Annotated in this window: 15 protein-coding genes; 7 read left to right on the top strand and 8 right to left on the bottom strand. The window is 59.4% G+C overall.

Going from position 1 to position 17443, the window contains the following annotated elements; all coding sequences use genetic code 11:
• The first annotated feature begins 48 nt into the window (after positions 1 to 48).
• On the top strand, positions 49 to 1575 hold the full coding sequence (locus HDE75_RS24115) for a leucine-rich repeat domain-containing protein (protein ID WP_183681994.1): 1527 nt from the start codon (positions 49 to 51) through the stop codon (positions 1573 to 1575).
• Positions 1576 to 1592: 17 nt separating this feature from the next.
• Here the strand turns inward: HDE75_RS24115 and HDE75_RS24110 are convergent, their stop codons facing one another.
• Both HDE75_RS24110 and HDE75_RS24105 read right to left on the bottom strand, forming a co-directional pair.
• Positions 1593 to 2747 carry an acyltransferase family protein gene (locus HDE75_RS24110; protein ID WP_260174356.1) on the bottom strand — a complete coding sequence of 385 codons (1155 nt, stop codon included), beginning with the start codon at positions 2745 to 2747 and terminating at the stop codon, positions 1593 to 1595.
• Positions 2748 to 2832: 85 nt separating this feature from the next.
• Complete coding sequence (locus tag HDE75_RS24105) at positions 2833 to 3849, bottom strand: site-specific integrase (RefSeq protein ID WP_183681997.1); 1017 nt, start codon at positions 3847 to 3849, stop codon at positions 2833 to 2835.
• Between the two features lie 253 nt (positions 3850 to 4102).
• Between HDE75_RS24105 and HDE75_RS24100 the strand changes: the two genes are divergently transcribed.
• The gene (locus tag HDE75_RS24100; protein WP_183682000.1) at positions 4103 to 5119 is read left to right on the top strand and encodes a DNA-binding protein; all 1017 of its coding nucleotides are present in this window, start codon (positions 4103 to 4105) and stop codon (positions 5117 to 5119) included.
• 23 nt (positions 5120 to 5142) lie between these two features.
• Here the strand turns inward: HDE75_RS24100 and HDE75_RS24095 are convergent, their stop codons facing one another.
• Positions 5143 to 5790: a hypothetical protein gene (locus HDE75_RS24095; RefSeq protein ID WP_183682002.1), complete on the bottom strand. Its 648-nt coding sequence runs from the start codon at positions 5788 to 5790 to the stop codon at positions 5143 to 5145.
• Positions 5791 to 5973: 183 nt separating this feature from the next.
• Between HDE75_RS24095 and HDE75_RS24090 the strand changes: the two genes are divergently transcribed.
• Together HDE75_RS24090 and HDE75_RS24085 are read left to right on the top strand one after the other, a co-directional pair.
• Entirely contained in the window at positions 5974 to 6918 is a 945-nt protein-coding gene (locus tag HDE75_RS24090) for a VirK/YbjX family protein (protein WP_183682005.1), read from the top strand.
• A gap of 31 nt (positions 6919 to 6949) precedes the next feature.
• On the top strand, positions 6950 to 8341 hold the full coding sequence (locus HDE75_RS24085; protein ID WP_183682008.1) for a serine hydrolase: 1392 nt from the start codon (positions 6950 to 6952) through the stop codon (positions 8339 to 8341).
• 1102 nt (positions 8342 to 9443) lie between these two features.
• Here the strand turns inward: HDE75_RS24085 and HDE75_RS24080 are convergent.
• From HDE75_RS24080 to HDE75_RS24070, 3 genes are all read right to left on the bottom strand, one after another.
• Positions 9444 to 9923: a GNAT family N-acetyltransferase gene (locus HDE75_RS24080; protein WP_183682011.1), complete on the bottom strand. Its 480-nt coding sequence runs from the start codon at positions 9921 to 9923 to the stop codon at positions 9444 to 9446.
• The gene (locus HDE75_RS24075) at positions 9920 to 11470 is read right to left on the bottom strand and encodes an EAL domain-containing protein (protein ID WP_183682014.1); all 1551 of its coding nucleotides are present in this window, start codon (positions 11468 to 11470) and stop codon (positions 9920 to 9922) included. The genes HDE75_RS24080 and HDE75_RS24075 overlap by 4 nt, the downstream gene beginning before the upstream one ends.
• A 104-nt stretch (positions 11471 to 11574) precedes the next feature.
• Positions 11575 to 13083: an MFS transporter gene (locus HDE75_RS24070; RefSeq protein WP_183682017.1), complete on the bottom strand. Its 1509-nt coding sequence runs from the start codon at positions 13081 to 13083 to the stop codon at positions 11575 to 11577.
• Between the two features lie 93 nt (positions 13084 to 13176).
• Here HDE75_RS24070 and HDE75_RS24065 point away from each other — a divergent pair, with 93 nt between their 5' ends.
• From HDE75_RS24065 to HDE75_RS24055, 3 genes are all read left to right on the top strand, one after another.
• A complete protein-coding gene (locus HDE75_RS24065; RefSeq protein WP_183682020.1) occupies positions 13177 to 14064 on the top strand; it encodes a LysR family transcriptional regulator in 888 nt (295 codons plus the stop codon).
• Between the two features lie 43 nt (positions 14065 to 14107).
• Positions 14108 to 14596: a hypothetical protein gene (locus tag HDE75_RS24060; protein ID WP_183682023.1), complete on the top strand. Its 489-nt coding sequence runs from the start codon at positions 14108 to 14110 to the stop codon at positions 14594 to 14596.
• Positions 14597 to 14739: 143 nt separating this feature from the next.
• Positions 14740 to 15774: a hypothetical protein gene (locus tag HDE75_RS24055; protein WP_183682026.1), complete on the top strand. Its 1035-nt coding sequence runs from the start codon at positions 14740 to 14742 to the stop codon at positions 15772 to 15774.
• 207 nt (positions 15775 to 15981) lie between these two features.
• Here the strand turns inward: HDE75_RS24055 and HDE75_RS24050 are convergent, their stop codons facing one another.
• Both HDE75_RS24050 and HDE75_RS24045 read right to left on the bottom strand, forming a co-directional pair.
• Positions 15982 to 16212: a hypothetical protein gene (locus tag HDE75_RS24050; protein ID WP_183682028.1), complete on the bottom strand. Its 231-nt coding sequence runs from the start codon at positions 16210 to 16212 to the stop codon at positions 15982 to 15984.
• Positions 16209 to 17393: a low temperature requirement protein A gene (locus tag HDE75_RS24045; protein WP_409254936.1), complete on the bottom strand. Its 1185-nt coding sequence runs from the start codon at positions 17391 to 17393 to the stop codon at positions 16209 to 16211. The genes HDE75_RS24050 and HDE75_RS24045 overlap by 4 nt, the downstream gene beginning before the upstream one ends.
• Positions 17394 to 17443 lie beyond the last annotated feature (50 nt).

Here is a 17443-nt window from a genome sequence, read left to right as displayed (position 1 = left end):
CTTTGGCAGCACCTTTAGCGCAATAATCCAGATCGAAAGGAACTCTCATTGCTAGCGAATGTTGGAGATATCTATAGCGTCTTTTCCGTGCCCTTGCAGCAGTACGTGACATGCCAGGTAACCCATATCAAGCCAGCCAGTACGCCCAAAGGCAATCCGCTGGCGGCCGTGCTGGAGCTGGACTGGACTGGCGATTGCCTGCCCGATGCGGATGCCGCACGCAGCATGCGGCCCCAGCGCTACAACTATTACTTTATTAAAGATGATCTCGATCACGCTTATGTCACAGCCAATGTGCCGCCGGATCATGTATTCATTGCCAACCTGCCGCCCTTGGTGGAAGCGGAAGTCAACAGCTATAAGTTTGGCTGGGATGTGGGCGACGGCATCGTGCGCCAGCGCAACTGGGAGAAGATAGATCCGGCCAGGCGCGCGCAGTTCAAAGCCGCTTCCAGGGCGCACAAGGTCATGATCGGTGGCAAGGAATTCGCGCAAGACGCGACACGCATCAACGACAGCGTGCTGCAATCGATCGGTGATTTGTCCGAGCTGGACCAGCTGCCTTGCCTGATGACCATAGAAACCGCGCACGGCACACGCGAATTGATGGAGTATATACAGCGCCATCCATTCGTCAACGAGCTGCACTGGCAGTCGTCGTCCGTCAGTGAGATCGATATCAGCGCTACCCGCCTGAGCCGCCTTATCCTGCAGCCCGACGGCGTCGCCAGCATGCGTCTCAATCCCGGCTTGAAACTGCTGTCGCTGACCGCCATGCCATCAACAAGCTTGCAGGTGGAGGCGCTAGCGCAGGGGCGCGATCTGAGCTTGCGGTGTGTGCAGGGCATGCCTGCCATTCAGGGGCTGGAGCAATTGGGCGGGCTGTCGCTGACAGGCGTCAGGGAACTCGACCTCGCGCCGGTCGTCCAGCGGTTTCCATCGTTGCGGGAATTGCGCATCTGGGGCAACCCGGGCCTCGCCAGCAATCTGCAAAGCATAGCGGGACTGACGCAGTTGCAGATGCTGACCACTTTCGATGTGTTCGGCTTTGGCGCGGACGAATTTCCATCGCCGCAGCAATTGCCGAAGCTCGCTACCTTATGGATGACCAGCGTGGATGCCGACGTGGCAAAAGCCGTCAAGACGGCGTACAAAAAGGCGGCGACGCAGGGGCTGGACCTGATGATCAGCAAACCACGCAAGCCGGAATGGCTGGCGGAAAATCTGCACAATCCGTTTCGCGACTGGGATGGCCGCGAGCATATTTCTGCGGCTGTTGCCAAAAAAGCGGCACTGGCCTACAAGAAATTGCTGGCCACCACGCGTACTATCACCGTTGACATGGATGCGGCCAGCGTGCAACAGCTATTGACGACCATGGTGACCGCCTATGCCGAGGATTTCAATGTTATCGATCGCCGTGCCGGTGTTATCGAGACGGTCGAGCGCGAGGAAATTTATACCGTGCTGGTCGATGTGCTGGAGCAGCTGGAGCTGGGCCTGGGTGAACCGGGCCAAGGCCAGTTCCAGCGGGATCGGCTATGCGAATTATTCGATCGCTTGCGCGAGTTCTAGAGGCACAAAGAACTTTTTCATGCACTTCGCGGCTGCTGTCCGACGCCAGCTTTGCGACGGCGATACCAACCGCGCAAGGCGGTATTGGCCGGCTCCGATACGTAGCGGCTTACCAGCGTCGCGACCAAAGCCGATACGGCGATAAACAGGCACAGCCAGGGCAAGCGCATGGCGTAGCTCAGGTCCGCTTTCGTCACGACGTTGCGCATGGCCGCCAGCACGATGATATGGAACAGATACAGTTCATAGCTGTGGCGCCCGGCCCAGCGCAGTGGTGCGGCCAGCCAGCCTGTGGTCCAACCCTGCCCGGTTTCACCGTGCGAACCGAGCAGGATGCCGGCGGCGGCCAGAGCGATCATGCTGAAACCAAACATTTCATGACCAGCGATGCCGCGCAGATAGATAAGGGGTAAAGCAAGGCCGGCGATAACACGCAAGACCAGCTTGGCACGCGGCGATAAAGCCAGCCGTGGCCCCCATAATGCCGTCAGGCAGCCGATGGCAATCGCGTCGAAACAGGCAAAATAGCCATACATAAAGTAGATTTCATTGTCCGCATGCAGTCCCCGATAGTATGGTCCTACCACGATGGCCGCCACGCAGACGGCGGCCACCAGCCAGGTGCGGCGCAAGGCCAGGCACAGCAGCGGCAAGGCCAGATAAAACATTTCCTCGACCGATAGCGACCAGTAAACGTTCAGGCAGTAATTGAAATAACCGGCCGACTGCATCAGCACGTTATGCCAGAAGGTCAAAATGGATAGCACTGCGATGCCAAAATAGCTGGCCGGCAACGGCGGCTTGGCGTCGCCGTTATTGAAGAACGGCACATTCAATACCCCCAGCACCACGATGATGGCCAGCGCGAGCAGCAGACTGGGCAGGATGCGGGCGGCACGCATCCAATAAAAGCTGATCACGTCAATGCCGCGCAAGCTACCCCAGCGCATCAGGATGCCGCTGGTAATCAGATAACCCGAAATCACGAAAAAGATCGTCACCCCATAATTTCCATTAAAAGCGATGGCCTTGATGGCCGCCGGCCCCAGCAAGTCTCCCAGCGGGCTTTTCAGCAGGCCAAAGGCCAGCGTAAAGTGCAGGATCAGCACGCAAGCGATGGCCACGCCGCGCAAAAAGTCGATGCGCGCATTGCGCAGTGTTGTAACGGTCATAGGAGTAAGCGCGGTAAAGGTGCCGCTTGCGACAAGGGGTATCAGTGTGTGACATTAGTCACGCAATGTCAATCGGCCCACTCTTTCACGCCGGCTTGCGCTTGGCCTTGAGCAAACTGCCAGCCGCATTTTCTTCAAAGCGGCCCGCTTCCTCGATATAGCCATGCACCGTGCCATCATGACGCCAGCCGCCCTGTCGCTTGATGGCCTGGAAATCGGCGCCGGCGCGGTGCGCGCTGGTGGCCATGCCGCGGCGCAGGCTGTGGCTGGACAGTTCCGGCACGTAATCGAGGCCCGCCAGCCGGGCGCAGCCTTCCAGTATGGTATTGATGCTGCTTGCGTGCAGCCCTTTTACACTGACTTGCCCCCACTGGTTCACCGTGCGCAGCAACGGCCCGGACAAAATATCGGCAGCGGCCAGCCAGCTGCGCAGCGCGGTGGCCGGACAGCACATGCCTTCCCCATACGGTATCGCCTTGACGATACCCTGCCCCAGTTGATCGGTCTTTGAGCGGGGCAAGGTAATCACCAGGCCTTGCGGCTCCCACGCTACATCGGCCACCGTCAAGGCCACCAGTTCGCTGCGGCGAAAACCGCCAAAAAATCCCAGTTGCAGCAGGGCGCTGTCACGCAGCGCTTTCAGGCTACCCAGCGTATGCAACTGGACCACGATGCTTTCAAGGTCTTCCAAAGGCAAGGCCTTGGCCTTCTTTTTCGGCTTGCCGTGCAGCCGGGCGATGCCGGCCAGGGTCTTGCGCACGGTGGGCGTGGATGCCGGGTCCACAAAGCCCTGATATACATGCCATTGCGACAGTGCCGTTAAACGCAGCGCCAGGGTGCGCACGTTCAGGCTTTCCGCATACGCCAGCAGATAGCGGATCACGGTCGATTCGTTCGCGGGCAATGCACCGCCCCATGTTTGGAAGTGGCGGATTGCCGAGCGGTAGGTACGGCGCGTGTTGTCCGAGGTGGCGGCAGCCAGGAAAGCCTGGTGGCGGGCGGCCAGTTCGGCCGTGATCAAGGCGCCCTCACCCGTATTACGCAAAGGAGTGGCGGCGATGGCGGGGCTGGAGCGGGCTTTTTTCAGCGGGAAGTCAGGCATAACACAGGCATAAGGTCGGCAAAATCGTGGGTAAAAGCATTGAAATGAGGCTTTCGTACTGGGCGCTACGCAGGATACCACTGAAAACCAGCTTATAACATGCGATAAGCAATCTTATCACGACTTATATTTTTGAATATTTAGTGAAATTTATATCGTAATATTATTCCATATTACGTATCATGTAATACATTACTAAATTTCGTTCATAGGTGATTTTATGGCTCGAGCCGGCATTTTGTACTCTGACGTTATGAAAGCAGCCCAAATCGTCGCTGCCGATGGGCGTAATCCCACGGTCGACAATGTGCGTGAGGCGCTGGGTAGTACGGGCAGCAAGAGCACCATCGCCCCGCTGCTGAAGCGCTGGAAGGAACAGTTTCAAAGTGCGGGCGCGCCGAAAACGGAATCCGGCTTGCCGGCAGAGTTGATGGAAGCGATGCGCGGCGTGTATCACAAGCAGCAGCGCGATGTGGCGCAGCAGCTGGAACAAGCCATGCAGGAAAACCGGACTGAGTTGAATACGGCGCTGGAGAAATTGAAGAAGACGGAAAGCGAACGGTTGAAGCTGACGGAAATACGGGCCGCCCTCACCCAAGAGTTGCGGGCTACCCAGCACGCGCTGGAACAATTGAAGGAAGAACACCATTTCCGCGCCGTGACGCTGGCCACCCTGCATAGCGACAATGCAGGCTTGACGCAGCGATTAAGCGACCGGGGCGAGGAAATCGCCGCCCTGAACCGCCAGCTGGCGCAAGTGCGTTCGCAATTCGACCATTACCAGGAAGCGTCCGCCATCCAGCGCAGCGAAGAGCGCCAGGCGGCGCAGCAGCGTGAAAGCCGGCTGGAACAGGAAAATGCCCAGCTGCAGCAGCGCCTGCAAGGCCAGCAAGCAACCCTGGTGCAACAGGATGGTCGTTTAACGCAATTACAGGATGAGCATGGCCGCATGGCAGTCGCCGCCAATGCCGACCGTGTAGCGCTGGCAGCCTTGCGGCCCGAACGCGACCAGTTTGAATATCAGTATCTGCAGGCGGCCGCTTCGGCCGATGCCTTGCTGGCCAAGCTGGAAACGGCGATGCAAGCGCTGGGCGATACAAAAATAGCGCTGGCCACGCAAGACCGGCAACTCGATATGCAGGCTGAGCAGGCCAAGCTGTCTTTGCTGCGCGAGCAGCAAATCACGCAGGAGCGCGACGCCTTGCTGCGCGAACACGCTGTACTGCTGGCGCAGGCCGAAGTGCGGGCGGCCAGGAAAACCGACCGTTAACCCGTCCACGCTATCAGATCAAGCTACCAGAATTTCCACCATGGCGATGACGGATGTTCAGCGGCTGGCTGCTGGAGCACTGGCGCAAACGGCGTCGGCCAGCGCTCGCTGCTATTGGCTGCGCCAGCGAGCACAAAAGCATCATAGTGCTGCAACTCGGGGGGATTTGGAAAACCGGCCAGGTTGGCCAGGGCCGGGCTGACCACCAGCTCGCCCGTAACAATCACTGTATTGCACGCTACATCGAGGTCCATCAGCGCCGTGCGCAATTCCTGCTGAAACTGTCCTTCTTCATCCATCGCATCGAGTTCTTCCGTGCGCACCAGCACATGGCTGAACGATTCCCGGGCGATACGCTCGATCCACTCCAGATACAGCGCATGGCGTTCAAGCCCCAACGGACCTTGCAGGGCAGCCGCGCGCGCCTGCAAGCGTGCCAGGCCAGCCTGGCGTTCACACACCAGATATGCATAGTCGCGCGCCTCTTCATCATCCTCGGCCTGCGTGCGCGCCAGGCGGATATCTTCAGCCCCAAACAGGCATAGCCAGTACAGCGGGATGCAATATGCCGCCTCGTATTCCGTGCCGGAACGCTCGCCGAACGCATGCCAGTCACCCTCTGCCGGCGGCGTGGAAAAGTCGGTGCAGCACAGATAAACGCGATTCGACATGATGCGGTTTCCTTGAAGAGGTAGGAGTACGCCATCTTAATAAGAAATTCACCTTGCTTGCGTACGATAGAAATCGGCAAGGTGCTCATCGGGTAGCGCCTGCCAATATGAACAATGATTGGACGACACCTTCATGCACATTCAAGACCTGCCCGGCTTGCGCGCCGCTACACGGGAGCGGCCATGAGTTTCGCCACGCATAGGATCACGCATACTGCCATCACCACGCCAGCGTTGATGATGGAACACGCCAACGGTAACCGCCACCTGCTCAAGGCGGCCCTGGGAGCGTTCGTCTATCCGCGCCAGCGGGCCCGCTGGCAAGCTTTTCTGGACGACACGCCGGGCCTGGCGGCGCTGGCGCGCGTTCACCCTTGCCTGCGCTACAAGATATACCGTCCTTACGCTACACGCCAGCTGGGCTGCTCGGCGCGGGTCTCCTTGCTGGAGGGCCATTACCGTTTTCTATGGCAAGCTGGCGCCCGTCCGCTGGTAGAGCTGGCCGCCCGCCGCCCACTGATACTGTCGCATGTCGACGGCAAGGATGGCGCGCTGTACCGCTTGCAACTGAGCGCCATCCACGACAGTTACCGCGAAGGCGAACTATGTCTGCGCTTGACGCGCAACGGCTTGCCCCTGTACCTGGCCAGTTTCCTGTTCGTGCCGCGCGCCGATGGCGTGGCCGTGCAACTGGGGGCGCTGCAGGGCTTGCGCTCGGAAGCGGCGGCCGAGATAGTCAGGTCAGCCACCCGCGCCTTGTACGGTTGCCGTCCGAAAAACCTGATGATCACCGCCCTGCGCGACCTTGGCGATTTTTTCGGCTGCAGCAACCTGTTTTTAGTCAGCAACGACAACCGCATCGCCCTCAATGCACGGCGCCGGCGCCATATCGCCGCCGATTACGACCTGGCATGGCGCGAACTGCACGCCTTGCCCATGCGCGATGGCAATTATCACTTGCCGTGCCTGCCCTACCGGTCGCCAGACCTGGACGCCATCCCATCGAAAAAACGCGCCGAAACGCGCCGCCGTGGCGAGCTGCTGCAAGCGATGGCGCTGGAAATGCGCGTCCAACTGGCTGCCCTGTTGCAAACGCCGTCTACAGATGCAGCAATGCTACCGTATTGACATTATCAGATCAATCATAAAGGATACCTCCATGTTATTAAAACTACGTACCCTATCTTTACACCTGCTTGCCCTGTCCATCGTTCCCCTCTCTGCGGCCACTGCCGCCAGCGCAGCCAATGTTCCAGCACTCGATGCCGCCGTGCGCCAGCGTGCTGAACTGCTGGTGCGCAATGGCAGCAACGCCAGCATCGTCATCGCCTTAACCGATGGCAAGAGTAGTGCTGTCTATGGTTTCGGCCGGGCTCAAGCCGACAGCAAAACCGTGCCCGATGCCGATACCGTCTATGAAATCGGCTCCGTCACGAAAACCATGACGGGGCTGCTGCTGGCCGACGCCGTGGTGGCCGGCAAGGTCAAGCTCGATCAACCGGTGGCAGACTTGCTGCCCGGCTACACCATCCCCACGTTCGAGGGACAAAAGATCAGCTTGCTGGACCTGGCGACCCACTTTTCAGGCTTGCCACGCCTGCCCGCCAACCTGGCGCCAGCCGACATGAGCAATCCCTATGCCGAGTATGGTGATGAGCAGATGCGCGCCTTTCTAAGCAGCCATGCGCTGGCACACCGGCCGGGTACGGTCTTTGAATACTCCAACCTGGGCTATGGCTTGCTCGGTACGGCCCTGGCAGCCCAGGCGGGCAGCAGCTATGAAGACTTGCTGCAAAGCCAGATCGTCCGCCCACTGGGCTTGCGCTCCACGTCCAACTTCGTCACGCCCGCCATGCTGGCGCGTCATGCGCAAGGCCACACAAGCGACGGCAAGCCGACGCCTAACTGGGACTTGCAGGCAATCGCCCCTGCTGGCGCCGTCCACTCGGATGCGCGCGACATGCTGATTTATCTGCAGTCCTATATGAACAAAACCAGCGCTGCCCAGCAATTGGCCGTGCAAGCGCAAAAGTCCGTCGAAGGAGGAAATGGCGCAAAGGTCGGCCTGGCCTGGATGATCGACCAGGCCAAAGGCCAGCCATACGCCTGGCATAACGGCCAGACCGGCGGCTACGCCAGCTTTGCCGGCTATACGCTGGACGGCAAGCGGGGCGTGATCATCCTCAGCAGCACAGCCAACGACGTCGATGCGCTGGGCCTGGCCAGCCTGGTGCCGGGCACCTTGCCGCCCTTGAAAAAAGTCACGCCGTTGCCGAAGGAAATCGCCATCGCGCCATCCAAGCTGGCGCAATACGTGGGCGACTATGCGTTGGGGCCACAAATGGTGCTGACCGTGCGCCAGGGCCCCGACGGCTTGCTGGTCGGCGCCACCGGCCAGGGCGAAGCGCCCGTCTACGCCAGCGCCAGGGACCGTTTTTTCTACAAGGCCGTCGATGCGCAGCTGGAATTCAAGCGTGATGGCAAGGGAGTTATTACGGGCCTGGTATTGCAGCAGGATGGGCAGGCGATACCGGGAAAGCGCATACCTTGAAATGCCCTCGCCCAATAGCAAGCACTCCCTTGCGAATTTCTAATTGTTGTGATGATTTGTATGGAGTGCTGCAGAAATAACGTTGGATAACCAGGCCACGTCCTTCCTGGCAGTCCACTTGCCATAAAAAATCATCGCAATGGTGAACCCAAACATTGCCACACCAGCCAAGGGGAAAAAAAGGTCCTCAAAAGACCTGGAAATAACTGCTTTAGTAGCAAATATAGTCCAGACTGTTGTGAACAGGAACACGTATAACATCGATATGACTGTCCAATTTGAGAACCTGAACTTCCCCTTCAGTATGGTTTTATTGTTATTGCATTCAAATGAACCAACGAAGATTGGTTTCCAGGAGTTTCTGAAGTATGGTATTTCCCGATAAATCAACACTTCCTTTTCTGTCACCTTGCCAACCGCACATTGTTCGGGCACCCAGGAAGATCTGGATGGCGTCACTTCCCCTGCCAGGCGAAAAACCGCTTCATGAACAGCATACTGGCTTTCAAACTGAGCCTAGCGTGAGCCGTAGAGAAAATCAAGCAGCCGACCAATCATATAGTTAAGTACTCATAAAATAGCAAAAGACCTCACAGGGCATACTGTGCACCAGGGACCAACTAACATCGTTACTCCTGATTTTCCATTATGACAACTCCGCGCAACACAAAAAAATATTACTTTAACAATTTACTCGTGAGTTGACGTTAGGACAATCTCGCAGCCAGATATATTTGTTCTTCCATAGCGTAATGTAAAAGATCTGCAAGAATGGTACGGCATTCGGTCCGCATTCAAGTATCACAGGTTCTACAAGACAAACGTTAACTTCAAAACTTTGCGAATAACACCAATCGATTTGCAACTGCACAGTGTGCTTTCCGGGTACGACATCGAACGCAACTTCTGAGCCATTGGAAACCCTGGCAATTTCGGCCCCATCCAGAAGAACGATGTATTTCCGCCCCCTATCTTGCCAAATTGCCTTCTTTCGTCGAACAATGATTTTTGCCATTAAAGATGCATTCAAAATGAATTAAGCCAGTGGATATGCTTGGCAGTCAGCGGCTCAAGAGCATAACGAATTACCAAACAGAAATAGTCACACATTGTCACGACAGCGCGAATGGCTGCTTTTGTCGCAATACCAGCAATGCATGCGTATCCACCTGCCGATCTGATCTGTCCCCGTATCGTGACTATCCTCTACCCATCCTGCACACGCATAAAAACGCCTGGCCCGGGTATTGCTCACTTGCACTTTCAACGACAGCCTTGGCCCGAACTGTGCCACCACGGCCGCCAGCAGCAGTGTTCCAGCGCCCTGGCCACTGGCGGCAGGATGCACATACAGGTGATGCAGGAAGTTATCCGGAGCCTGGCCTGCATACACGGCCGCAAAGCCGATCACCACGCCGTCGCGCTCGGCAACCAGGATGGTTTCATCCTGCGTGACAGAAAGAAAAGCGGCCACGTCATGCACGGGCCAGGCGCTGGCGCCAAAAGCTGCCCGGCCGGCCAAGGTCAGGATGTCGGCGCAGGTGGCCGCATCGGCCATCGCATACGGTCGAACGGTGATCATCCAGGGCGGCGGCTTTCGTAAAAGGCCAGGAATTCGGCCGCTGGCAGTGCCTTGGCAAACAGCCAGCCCTGGCCGAATTCCACTTTACGTTCCAGCAAATAGTCCGCTTGCGCCTGGGTTTCGATGCCTTCGGCAACGATCTGCATATTCAGGGTGCGCGCCATGTCTATGATGTGCGGTGTGACGCTGCTGGTGGCGGCATCGGTGGCGATGGTGTCGACAAAGGATTTGTCGATTTTCAGGGCGTCCAGCGGCAGGTTTTGCAGGCTGGACAAGCTGGAATAGCCGGTGCCGAAATCGTCGATGGCTACTGCATGGCCGCGCGCGCGGGCTTTTTCGATGGTGGCCCGCGCCGCATCAAGGTTGATGAAGCCCCGTTCGGTCGCTTCCAGCCAGATCTGCTGCGCCTCGATACCGGTGCCAGCCAAAGATTTCTCCAGCACATCGAGCACCCTGCCCGTCTCGATATCGCTGGCGCACAGGTTGATCGCGATGTGCAATGCGCGGTCGGCTACCAGCGCGCTGCGCATGTCGGCGATCACGCTGTCGATCACCTGGTCGGTGATCGGCAGGATCAAGCCGCCTTCTTCTGCCACGGGAATGAAAAGGTCGGGCCGTATCATGCTGCCGTCTGGACGGCGCCAGCGTATCAGCGCCTCGGCGCCCACGCATACGCCCGTGTCGAGCGCGATGATGGGTTGATAATGCACAAAGAATTCGCGTTGTTCGACCGCCAGTTTCAATTCGCCGAGCAAGGACAGGCGGCGGCGCGACACCCACACGACGCCGGCCACGATCAGCGCCGCAAATAGCAGGCCCAGCGGCAACAAGACGATTTGCTCGTTGCGCAGCCGCGCTTCGAGCTTGCTGCGCGGTTCGATAACGATGGCCGTCAAGCCGTCGCCAGGCACCACGGCATAAATGGCATTGGCGTCGCTACCCGCCCCTTGATGGTTCATCAGTCCCTTGACCAGTTCGGGATCGGGCTCATGCAAGGTGCCCAGCACGGCGCCATTGGCGGCGACCACGGCCAGCTGGATCTCTGCGTCGGTAATCACGTCGGCAAAGCGTACCGGGTCGATCAGCGCCTTGTGCGACAGATAGGCCACGCCCACCATTTTTTTGCCACCGCTGACGATAGGATGCAGGTCAATATCCACACCCATGCCATTGCCCATCAAGAATTGCGGCGGACTGACCTTGATGATGTCATGTTCGATGCCGCTCGACGTGCATTTGAGCAAGCCATTTTCCACGTAGCCGATATCATCGACGCTGCGTGTACGCACCGTCGTACGGCGCATGCGCTGGATATGTACCTGGGAGCACGGCGCCTCCATCAGCGGTTCAAAGCTGCGCAAGGCGTTGCTGGCGTCGCGGAAAGTGCGTTCGGAGCGCATCAGCGCGTGGCGGGCCAGCAGATGCAGGCGCTGCTGTTCAGCCGCCACGGCGCGCTGCTGCGACCATTGCCATGCAACAGTCACCGGCGCAGCCACGCCAGCGATCGCGGCCAGTACGCCGAGTATGATGATGCGATTCCTGCGCATGCGCGCCTCCTGCCCTTGGACTGCGTTTGTTAGATGATTGCCATGTATTTCTAGGTGGAATCATATTACAGCCAGGGGGCGCACAGACAAAACTTGTTACTTAGTTACATTTCACTGTTCAGCTGGGATGCAGGCCTTGCCAGGATAAACACCAGCGCCGCCACTACCGCAGCCAGCGCGCCTGCCAGATACAGCACGCTGGAAAAGCCATCGATAAAGGCTTGCCGCCCGGCCGCCTGCGCCACCGCTTGCATGGCTTGCGGCAACTGGCCAAATGCTTCGGCCGCATTGCCGGCCACGATGCGCCCTATCATGTCTGGCGAGGACGTCAATCCATGGACCAATGCCAGGCGCTCGAAGGACGCCCCCGTGCGCAAGGCCAGCACCGCGCCCAGGCCACCCACGGCCAGCACGATGCCCACAAAGCGGGTGGTCGTGCTGATGCCCGAACCCATGCCCGAACGCTCGCGGGGTATGCAGGCCAGGATGGCTTTTTGCGTCGTGCCATTCAACAAGCCGGCGCCGGCGCCCGTGATCAGCATGCCTTGCGCCACCAGCCAGTACGACAGGCTGACGGCCGCCAGTGCCGTCGCCACATTGCCGGCAGCGACGATCAGCAAGCCGGTAACGAGGATGCCACGGTCAGACAAGCGCCGCCCGGCCAGAGGCGCCAAACGGGAAAACACCACCATCGCCACGGCGAACGGCAGCATGGCGCAGCCGGCCACCACCGCCGAATAGCCAAATGCATTTTGCAGATACAGCGGCAAAAAGGTCATCAGCACCTGCGCAGCGATGGCGTAGCCGAACATGCCCAGCACCGCGCCCACGAACAAACGCTGGCCAAACAGGGACAAATCGACCATCGGCGCGCGCTGGCGCCGTTCAAAGACAATGAAAGCAGCCAGCAGCGCGGCGCCGCCCGCAAAGCGCAGCACGGTGATGCTGCTGGTCCAGCCAGCCACGCTTGCCTCGATCAAGCCCCAGATGATGCAAAACAGGCCAGCCGAGAATAGCGCCGCGCCCAGCGGATCGAAGCTGGCGTTGCCGGCGTCCTTCGATTCATCCACATGGCGCGACACCAGCCAGACCAGGATGGCGACCACGGGCAAGTTCAGGTAAAAGATCCAGCGCCAGTTGATCGCGCTGGTGATCAAGCCGCCCAGCAAGGGCGCCACCGTCATCGCCACGCCCATGGCCGCGCCCCAGATCGACCAGGCCCGCGTGCGTTCGCGCTCGCCGTGGAAGGTGTGGCCGATCACGGCCAGCGCGGACGTGAGCAGCAAGGCTGCGCCTATGCCCTTGACGGCGCGGGCGATATTAAGAACGGTGGTGGTCCAGGCCATGCCGCACAACAATGACGCCAGGGCGAACACGGCCAGGCCGAACAGCATGACTTTGCGCCGGCCCATACGGTCGGCGATGCTACCAGCGGGCAAGAGGAAGGAGGCGAAAGCCAGCATATAAGCGCTGACCACCCATTCCACGTCGACAAAGCTGGCGTTGAGGGATCGGGCGATCGATGGCAGGGAAACGGCCACGACATTGGTGTCGAGCATGATCAGCGCGCACACCCCCGAGCAGGTATATAAGGTCCAGTTGAGATTTTTCATGCCTGTATTTTAGGCAGTAGTATGTTATTTCCTGTTATAAGACAAGCGGCTTATAATTTCCCTATGGTGAATACAGAATACACAGACAAACAGATGGAATTGCGCCACTTCCGCTGCGTGCTGGCGGTGGCGCACAGCCTGCATTTTGCGCGGGCCGCTGTCGAACTGGGCATTTCCCCGCCCGCGCTGACCAAGCGGGTACAGGAAGCCGAAGCCCTGCTGGGCACGCGGCTATTTCAACGCAGCAAGCGTTCAGTGGTCCTGACGGCGGCTGGGGAATTATTTGTGCTGGAGGCACGGCGCGCCTTGGTCCAGCTGGAGCAGGCGCAAGATGTGGCGCGGCGGGCCGGCCGTGGTGAACTGGGACGGCTGGAAATCGGCTATATCGCCTCGGCGGCATATTCCGGCGTACTACAGACGCAGTTTGCGCGTTTCCGCGCTGCCCACCCCGGCATCCATATCAGTGCGCGTGAATATGCGATGGAATTGCTGCCCGACTTGCTGGACCAGGGCCGGCTGGACCTGGCCTTCGTACGCCCGCCCCTGCACTTGCCGGAAGGACTCGATAGCGTAGTGCTGCTGCGTGACCGCTTCGTGCTGGCCGTGCATGCCGACAGTGTGCTGGCGCAATTGCCAGGCGCTACCATTGCCCCCACAGTACTGGCGCAGGCGGCCTTTATCGTGCCGGAACAGGAATGGGGAACCCTGGAAGTGAGCCGGCGCGGCGGCTTCGTGGCGCAGGTGGTGTCGCGCCCTGGCAGCCTGGTAGCAGTCTTGACGGAAGTCTCGCTGGGGGCAGGCTGCGCCATCGTGCCCCATTCCCTGATGGCCACCGTCAATATGCCGGGCGTCACTTACCGCGAATTGGCCGGCCCCTTGATCAGCTCGGAAATTGCAGCAGCCTTCCGCCGCCACGAACAGGCGCCCGCAGCCCGGCTGTTTATCACGCAGTTGCGCGCGGCGGCGCTGGCGATGGCATAGAATTTGATGACGATCAGAGGTCTAACTGTACCGGGAGAAACGCATGACTGCCAGTAACAGCATTGGTGTTGAAGAGATTCCAGGCCAGATATCGGGGGAAATACCGGGTGAAATACCGGCCAGCTTGCTGCAGTTGCGGCTGCAAGTGAGCCTGAACGAAGAACACGTTTACCTGGGCATCATGTTCGAAGGCGGGCAAACGCTGGATCTGGGCGAACGTCAGCACCACCACTGCCTGCTGACGCTGGCACGCCAGCGGCTCAGCGATGCCCAGCGCGGTATCGTCCCCGGCAGCCAGGGCTGGCTGGAACGCCAACAACTGGCGCGCATGCTCGGGCTGGACCCCGGCAACCTGACTATCCAGCTCCACCGGCTACGCCAGCAGATCGCCCGCGCCTTGCCGATCGGCATACAGCTCGACGAGGTGGTCGAACGGCGCCGAGGCGAACTGCGCATCGGCACACTGCCGTTTTGTATCGTGCGCGGCTCGATTGTCGAGGGAGAGTTCATCGTGCCGCGTCAGGCCGGGTAATTGACTGTAACGATCCATCATCGGCCGTCGCCTTCTCTGCTCCCTTCACTTCAAGCAGGAATATCATGGTAAATTGGCAAACCTGTTTAATCTCTGCCACCGATTGAAGTCGAGTTCTTCTCTACACTGAAAATGCCGCCGCCATGACCACCCTAGCGTTTAAGCAAACCTGGACTGCCCTTAAGGGCAAGCTGATATTTGATTTCACCCTGTATCGTAGCGAAGAACATGGCGCCAGCATCGTCAAGATATGCTTCGAAGGCGACGGCGAGCACCGCGTGCATGAGGTGCTTTTGCCTTCCGGCCCCACGCGCCATCTCGATTTCCAGTTCAATTTCACCCCCGATGGCGTGGTCTATGTCAAGGGCACGCTGCGCCACGAGTCAAATCATCACGGCGATGCCGACGCGCACGTCACCGTCTTTGCCGACATCGTCTATGGCCATCAGGGGCGCCATGACGAGCGGCATTTCGAAGGTTTCATGATCGCCATCAATTGCCATGAAGCGTCATCTGCATCCGAGCCGATAGCGCCGCCCCTCCCTGTGAATGCGCCCGATTCCGCGCGATGCCTGGCCGTCGGTGCAGAAGCGCTGCGCCTGCGCTTTATTTCTTATGTGCCTGCAATAGTGGACCCTTCGGCCCCTCCGGGCAATACGTTGTACCAGGCCTTGCTGGCCGCACGCCCTGCCGGCCGCGAGTCTATGGAAGCACTGGCATTGCGTTATATCCAGGGCGAAAGCCCTTGCGCACCAGCGTTTCTTGGCCTGCCCGGCGAACTGCCAGCGCTCTGGCACTCCTACGTGGACGTGGCGATGGCGGCGCAGCAATTATGCAGCCAGCCAAAACTCTTGCAGCAGCGCATCTTCACCCTGCTACATGCCGAAACCGACGAGCAGGTCGCCGCACTGCTGGCCAGCCCTGCCTGCGCCGACGCGACCGCAGCGGCCTGGCAAAGCTATTTTGCGCTGATCATCACGCCAGGTCACGACAACGCGCTACTGAGCACGCTGCCCCATTTCCTCGGCGCCATCCACCTGCTCAATCACCTGTACCTGTTTGCACCATCATCCCCGCCGTCAGCCGCCACGCTGACCGCCCTGGCCCACGCCTCCATCGTGCTGCCAGCCGCCATCTTCCCCTTGCCAGCGGCTAAGGATGCGGCAAGCGGCGATTAAGGTAAAGATTGACACAAGACGGCCTGGTGGCGATGCTCTCAGGAACAGCCGCTAACGGCTAAAACGGTCTATCGCGAGATTCAGGTAACCCTGTGAGTTGTGTCAAACTTTATTGCCCATCCAAAGCGCGGCGGCAGAAAAAACGCCAGCCAAATCTGTAGCGACTGCAGGCCCACCTACGGCCCGTCGCATTCAGAGCAATCTGCGCTAGCGTAAAGTCCTGAGCTGCTTTGCGCGCGAGGTGTTGAACATCGTCGCAAACAACATCGAGCGCCAGATCGGCCAGCTCTGCCGTCGGGCACCGCCGCGTACACCTTTTGGCAATGCCTCAGAGCAGGAAGTATCAAAGGCATCGCCAAGCCGGTCGATATGGGCCGTTTGCTGGCGCACGCGATAGTTAAAACGCTGCTGTGCACCTGGCAAGGCTGCATGGATCAAGGATCAATTTCAGGCGGCGGACGGCGCAGCGCCAGATGTTCCCACACGGCCACCAACACCAGCACGCAGGTGGTGATGCAGGTCAAAATCAGCGGCGAATACAGACGGCCATACGCCATCGGGATCAGCGCCAGAATGATCAACAGGCCCAGCAGATGCGACAGCGGTGGCGTGGGACGGTCGTTGCTGACCCATTTGAACAGCGCATTGCCCAGCAGGTACATGGCGGGGCCGCCCAGCATGGCGCTGATGCCGGCAAAGCTGGTTTCCTCGGCATGCATCAGGGCCAGTTCGTCGGCCACGGCGCTGACGATCACGCCGCCAATAATCAGTACGTGGATATAGGTGTAGGCCACGCGGGCGATGCGGCCTGGGTCTTTTGAGTGGGAAATGCGCTGGTGCCCTGCTTCGGCGCCCGTGTCGAAATAAATCCACCACATGGCGATGCTGCCGACCAGCGCCGACAAGAAGCCCAGCCAGGCGCCGCTATTCCATTCCATGCCGGAAAACGTGGCGCCCGTGACCAGCAAGGATTCACCGAGGGCGATGATGACGAACAGGCCGCAGCGTTCCGCCATATGGCTGCCATCGACATCCCAGTCGGCGGTCGAGGAACGACCGAGTCCCGGTACCCGAAACATCATCCACGGGCCGGCCAGGTCGATCAGCAGTGCCACGGCCCACCAGCAGATGCGCTGTTCCGGCTCAGCCAGGCCGCCGGCGACCCAGAAAATACCGGCAAATGCAGCCCACAAGGCGATGCGCTGGAAATTGCGGCGGCGCTCTACCGGCTCGGCACGAACAGCCCACCAGGCGAACAGCGGGCGGCCCAGCTGCATGGCGACATAGGCGGCGGCAAACGCCAGGCCGCGCGTGCCGAACGCTTCGGGAATCGAGGCGGACATGACCAGCCCGCCCAGCATCATCACGAACAGCGCCACGCGCACGGGGATGCGTTCAGGGTCCAGCCAGTTGGTGATCCAGGAAGTAAATATCCAGACCCACCACACGGCCATCAGCAAGAATGCCGTCTGCAGCCAGCCCATGGCGCTCAAATGGGCCAGCAAGCCGTGCGACAGTTGCGTCACAGCAAAGACGAACACCAGGTCGAAGAACAGCTCGACCATGCCGACCTTGCCACTCTCATGCCCGCCGCGCTTGCGCAGCAGGGATTTTGTCAATTCCATACAACCTCTTTCTTCATTTCATCGCTGACCGTGCTGGCAACAAG

Source organism: Janthinobacterium silvisoli, from assembly GCF_014200725.1.
GTDB lineage: Bacteria > Pseudomonadota > Gammaproteobacteria > Burkholderiales > Burkholderiaceae_D > Janthinobacterium.
Note: the sequence above shows the minus strand (reverse complement) of the source record. Positions and strands in the feature narration are given on the sequence as shown.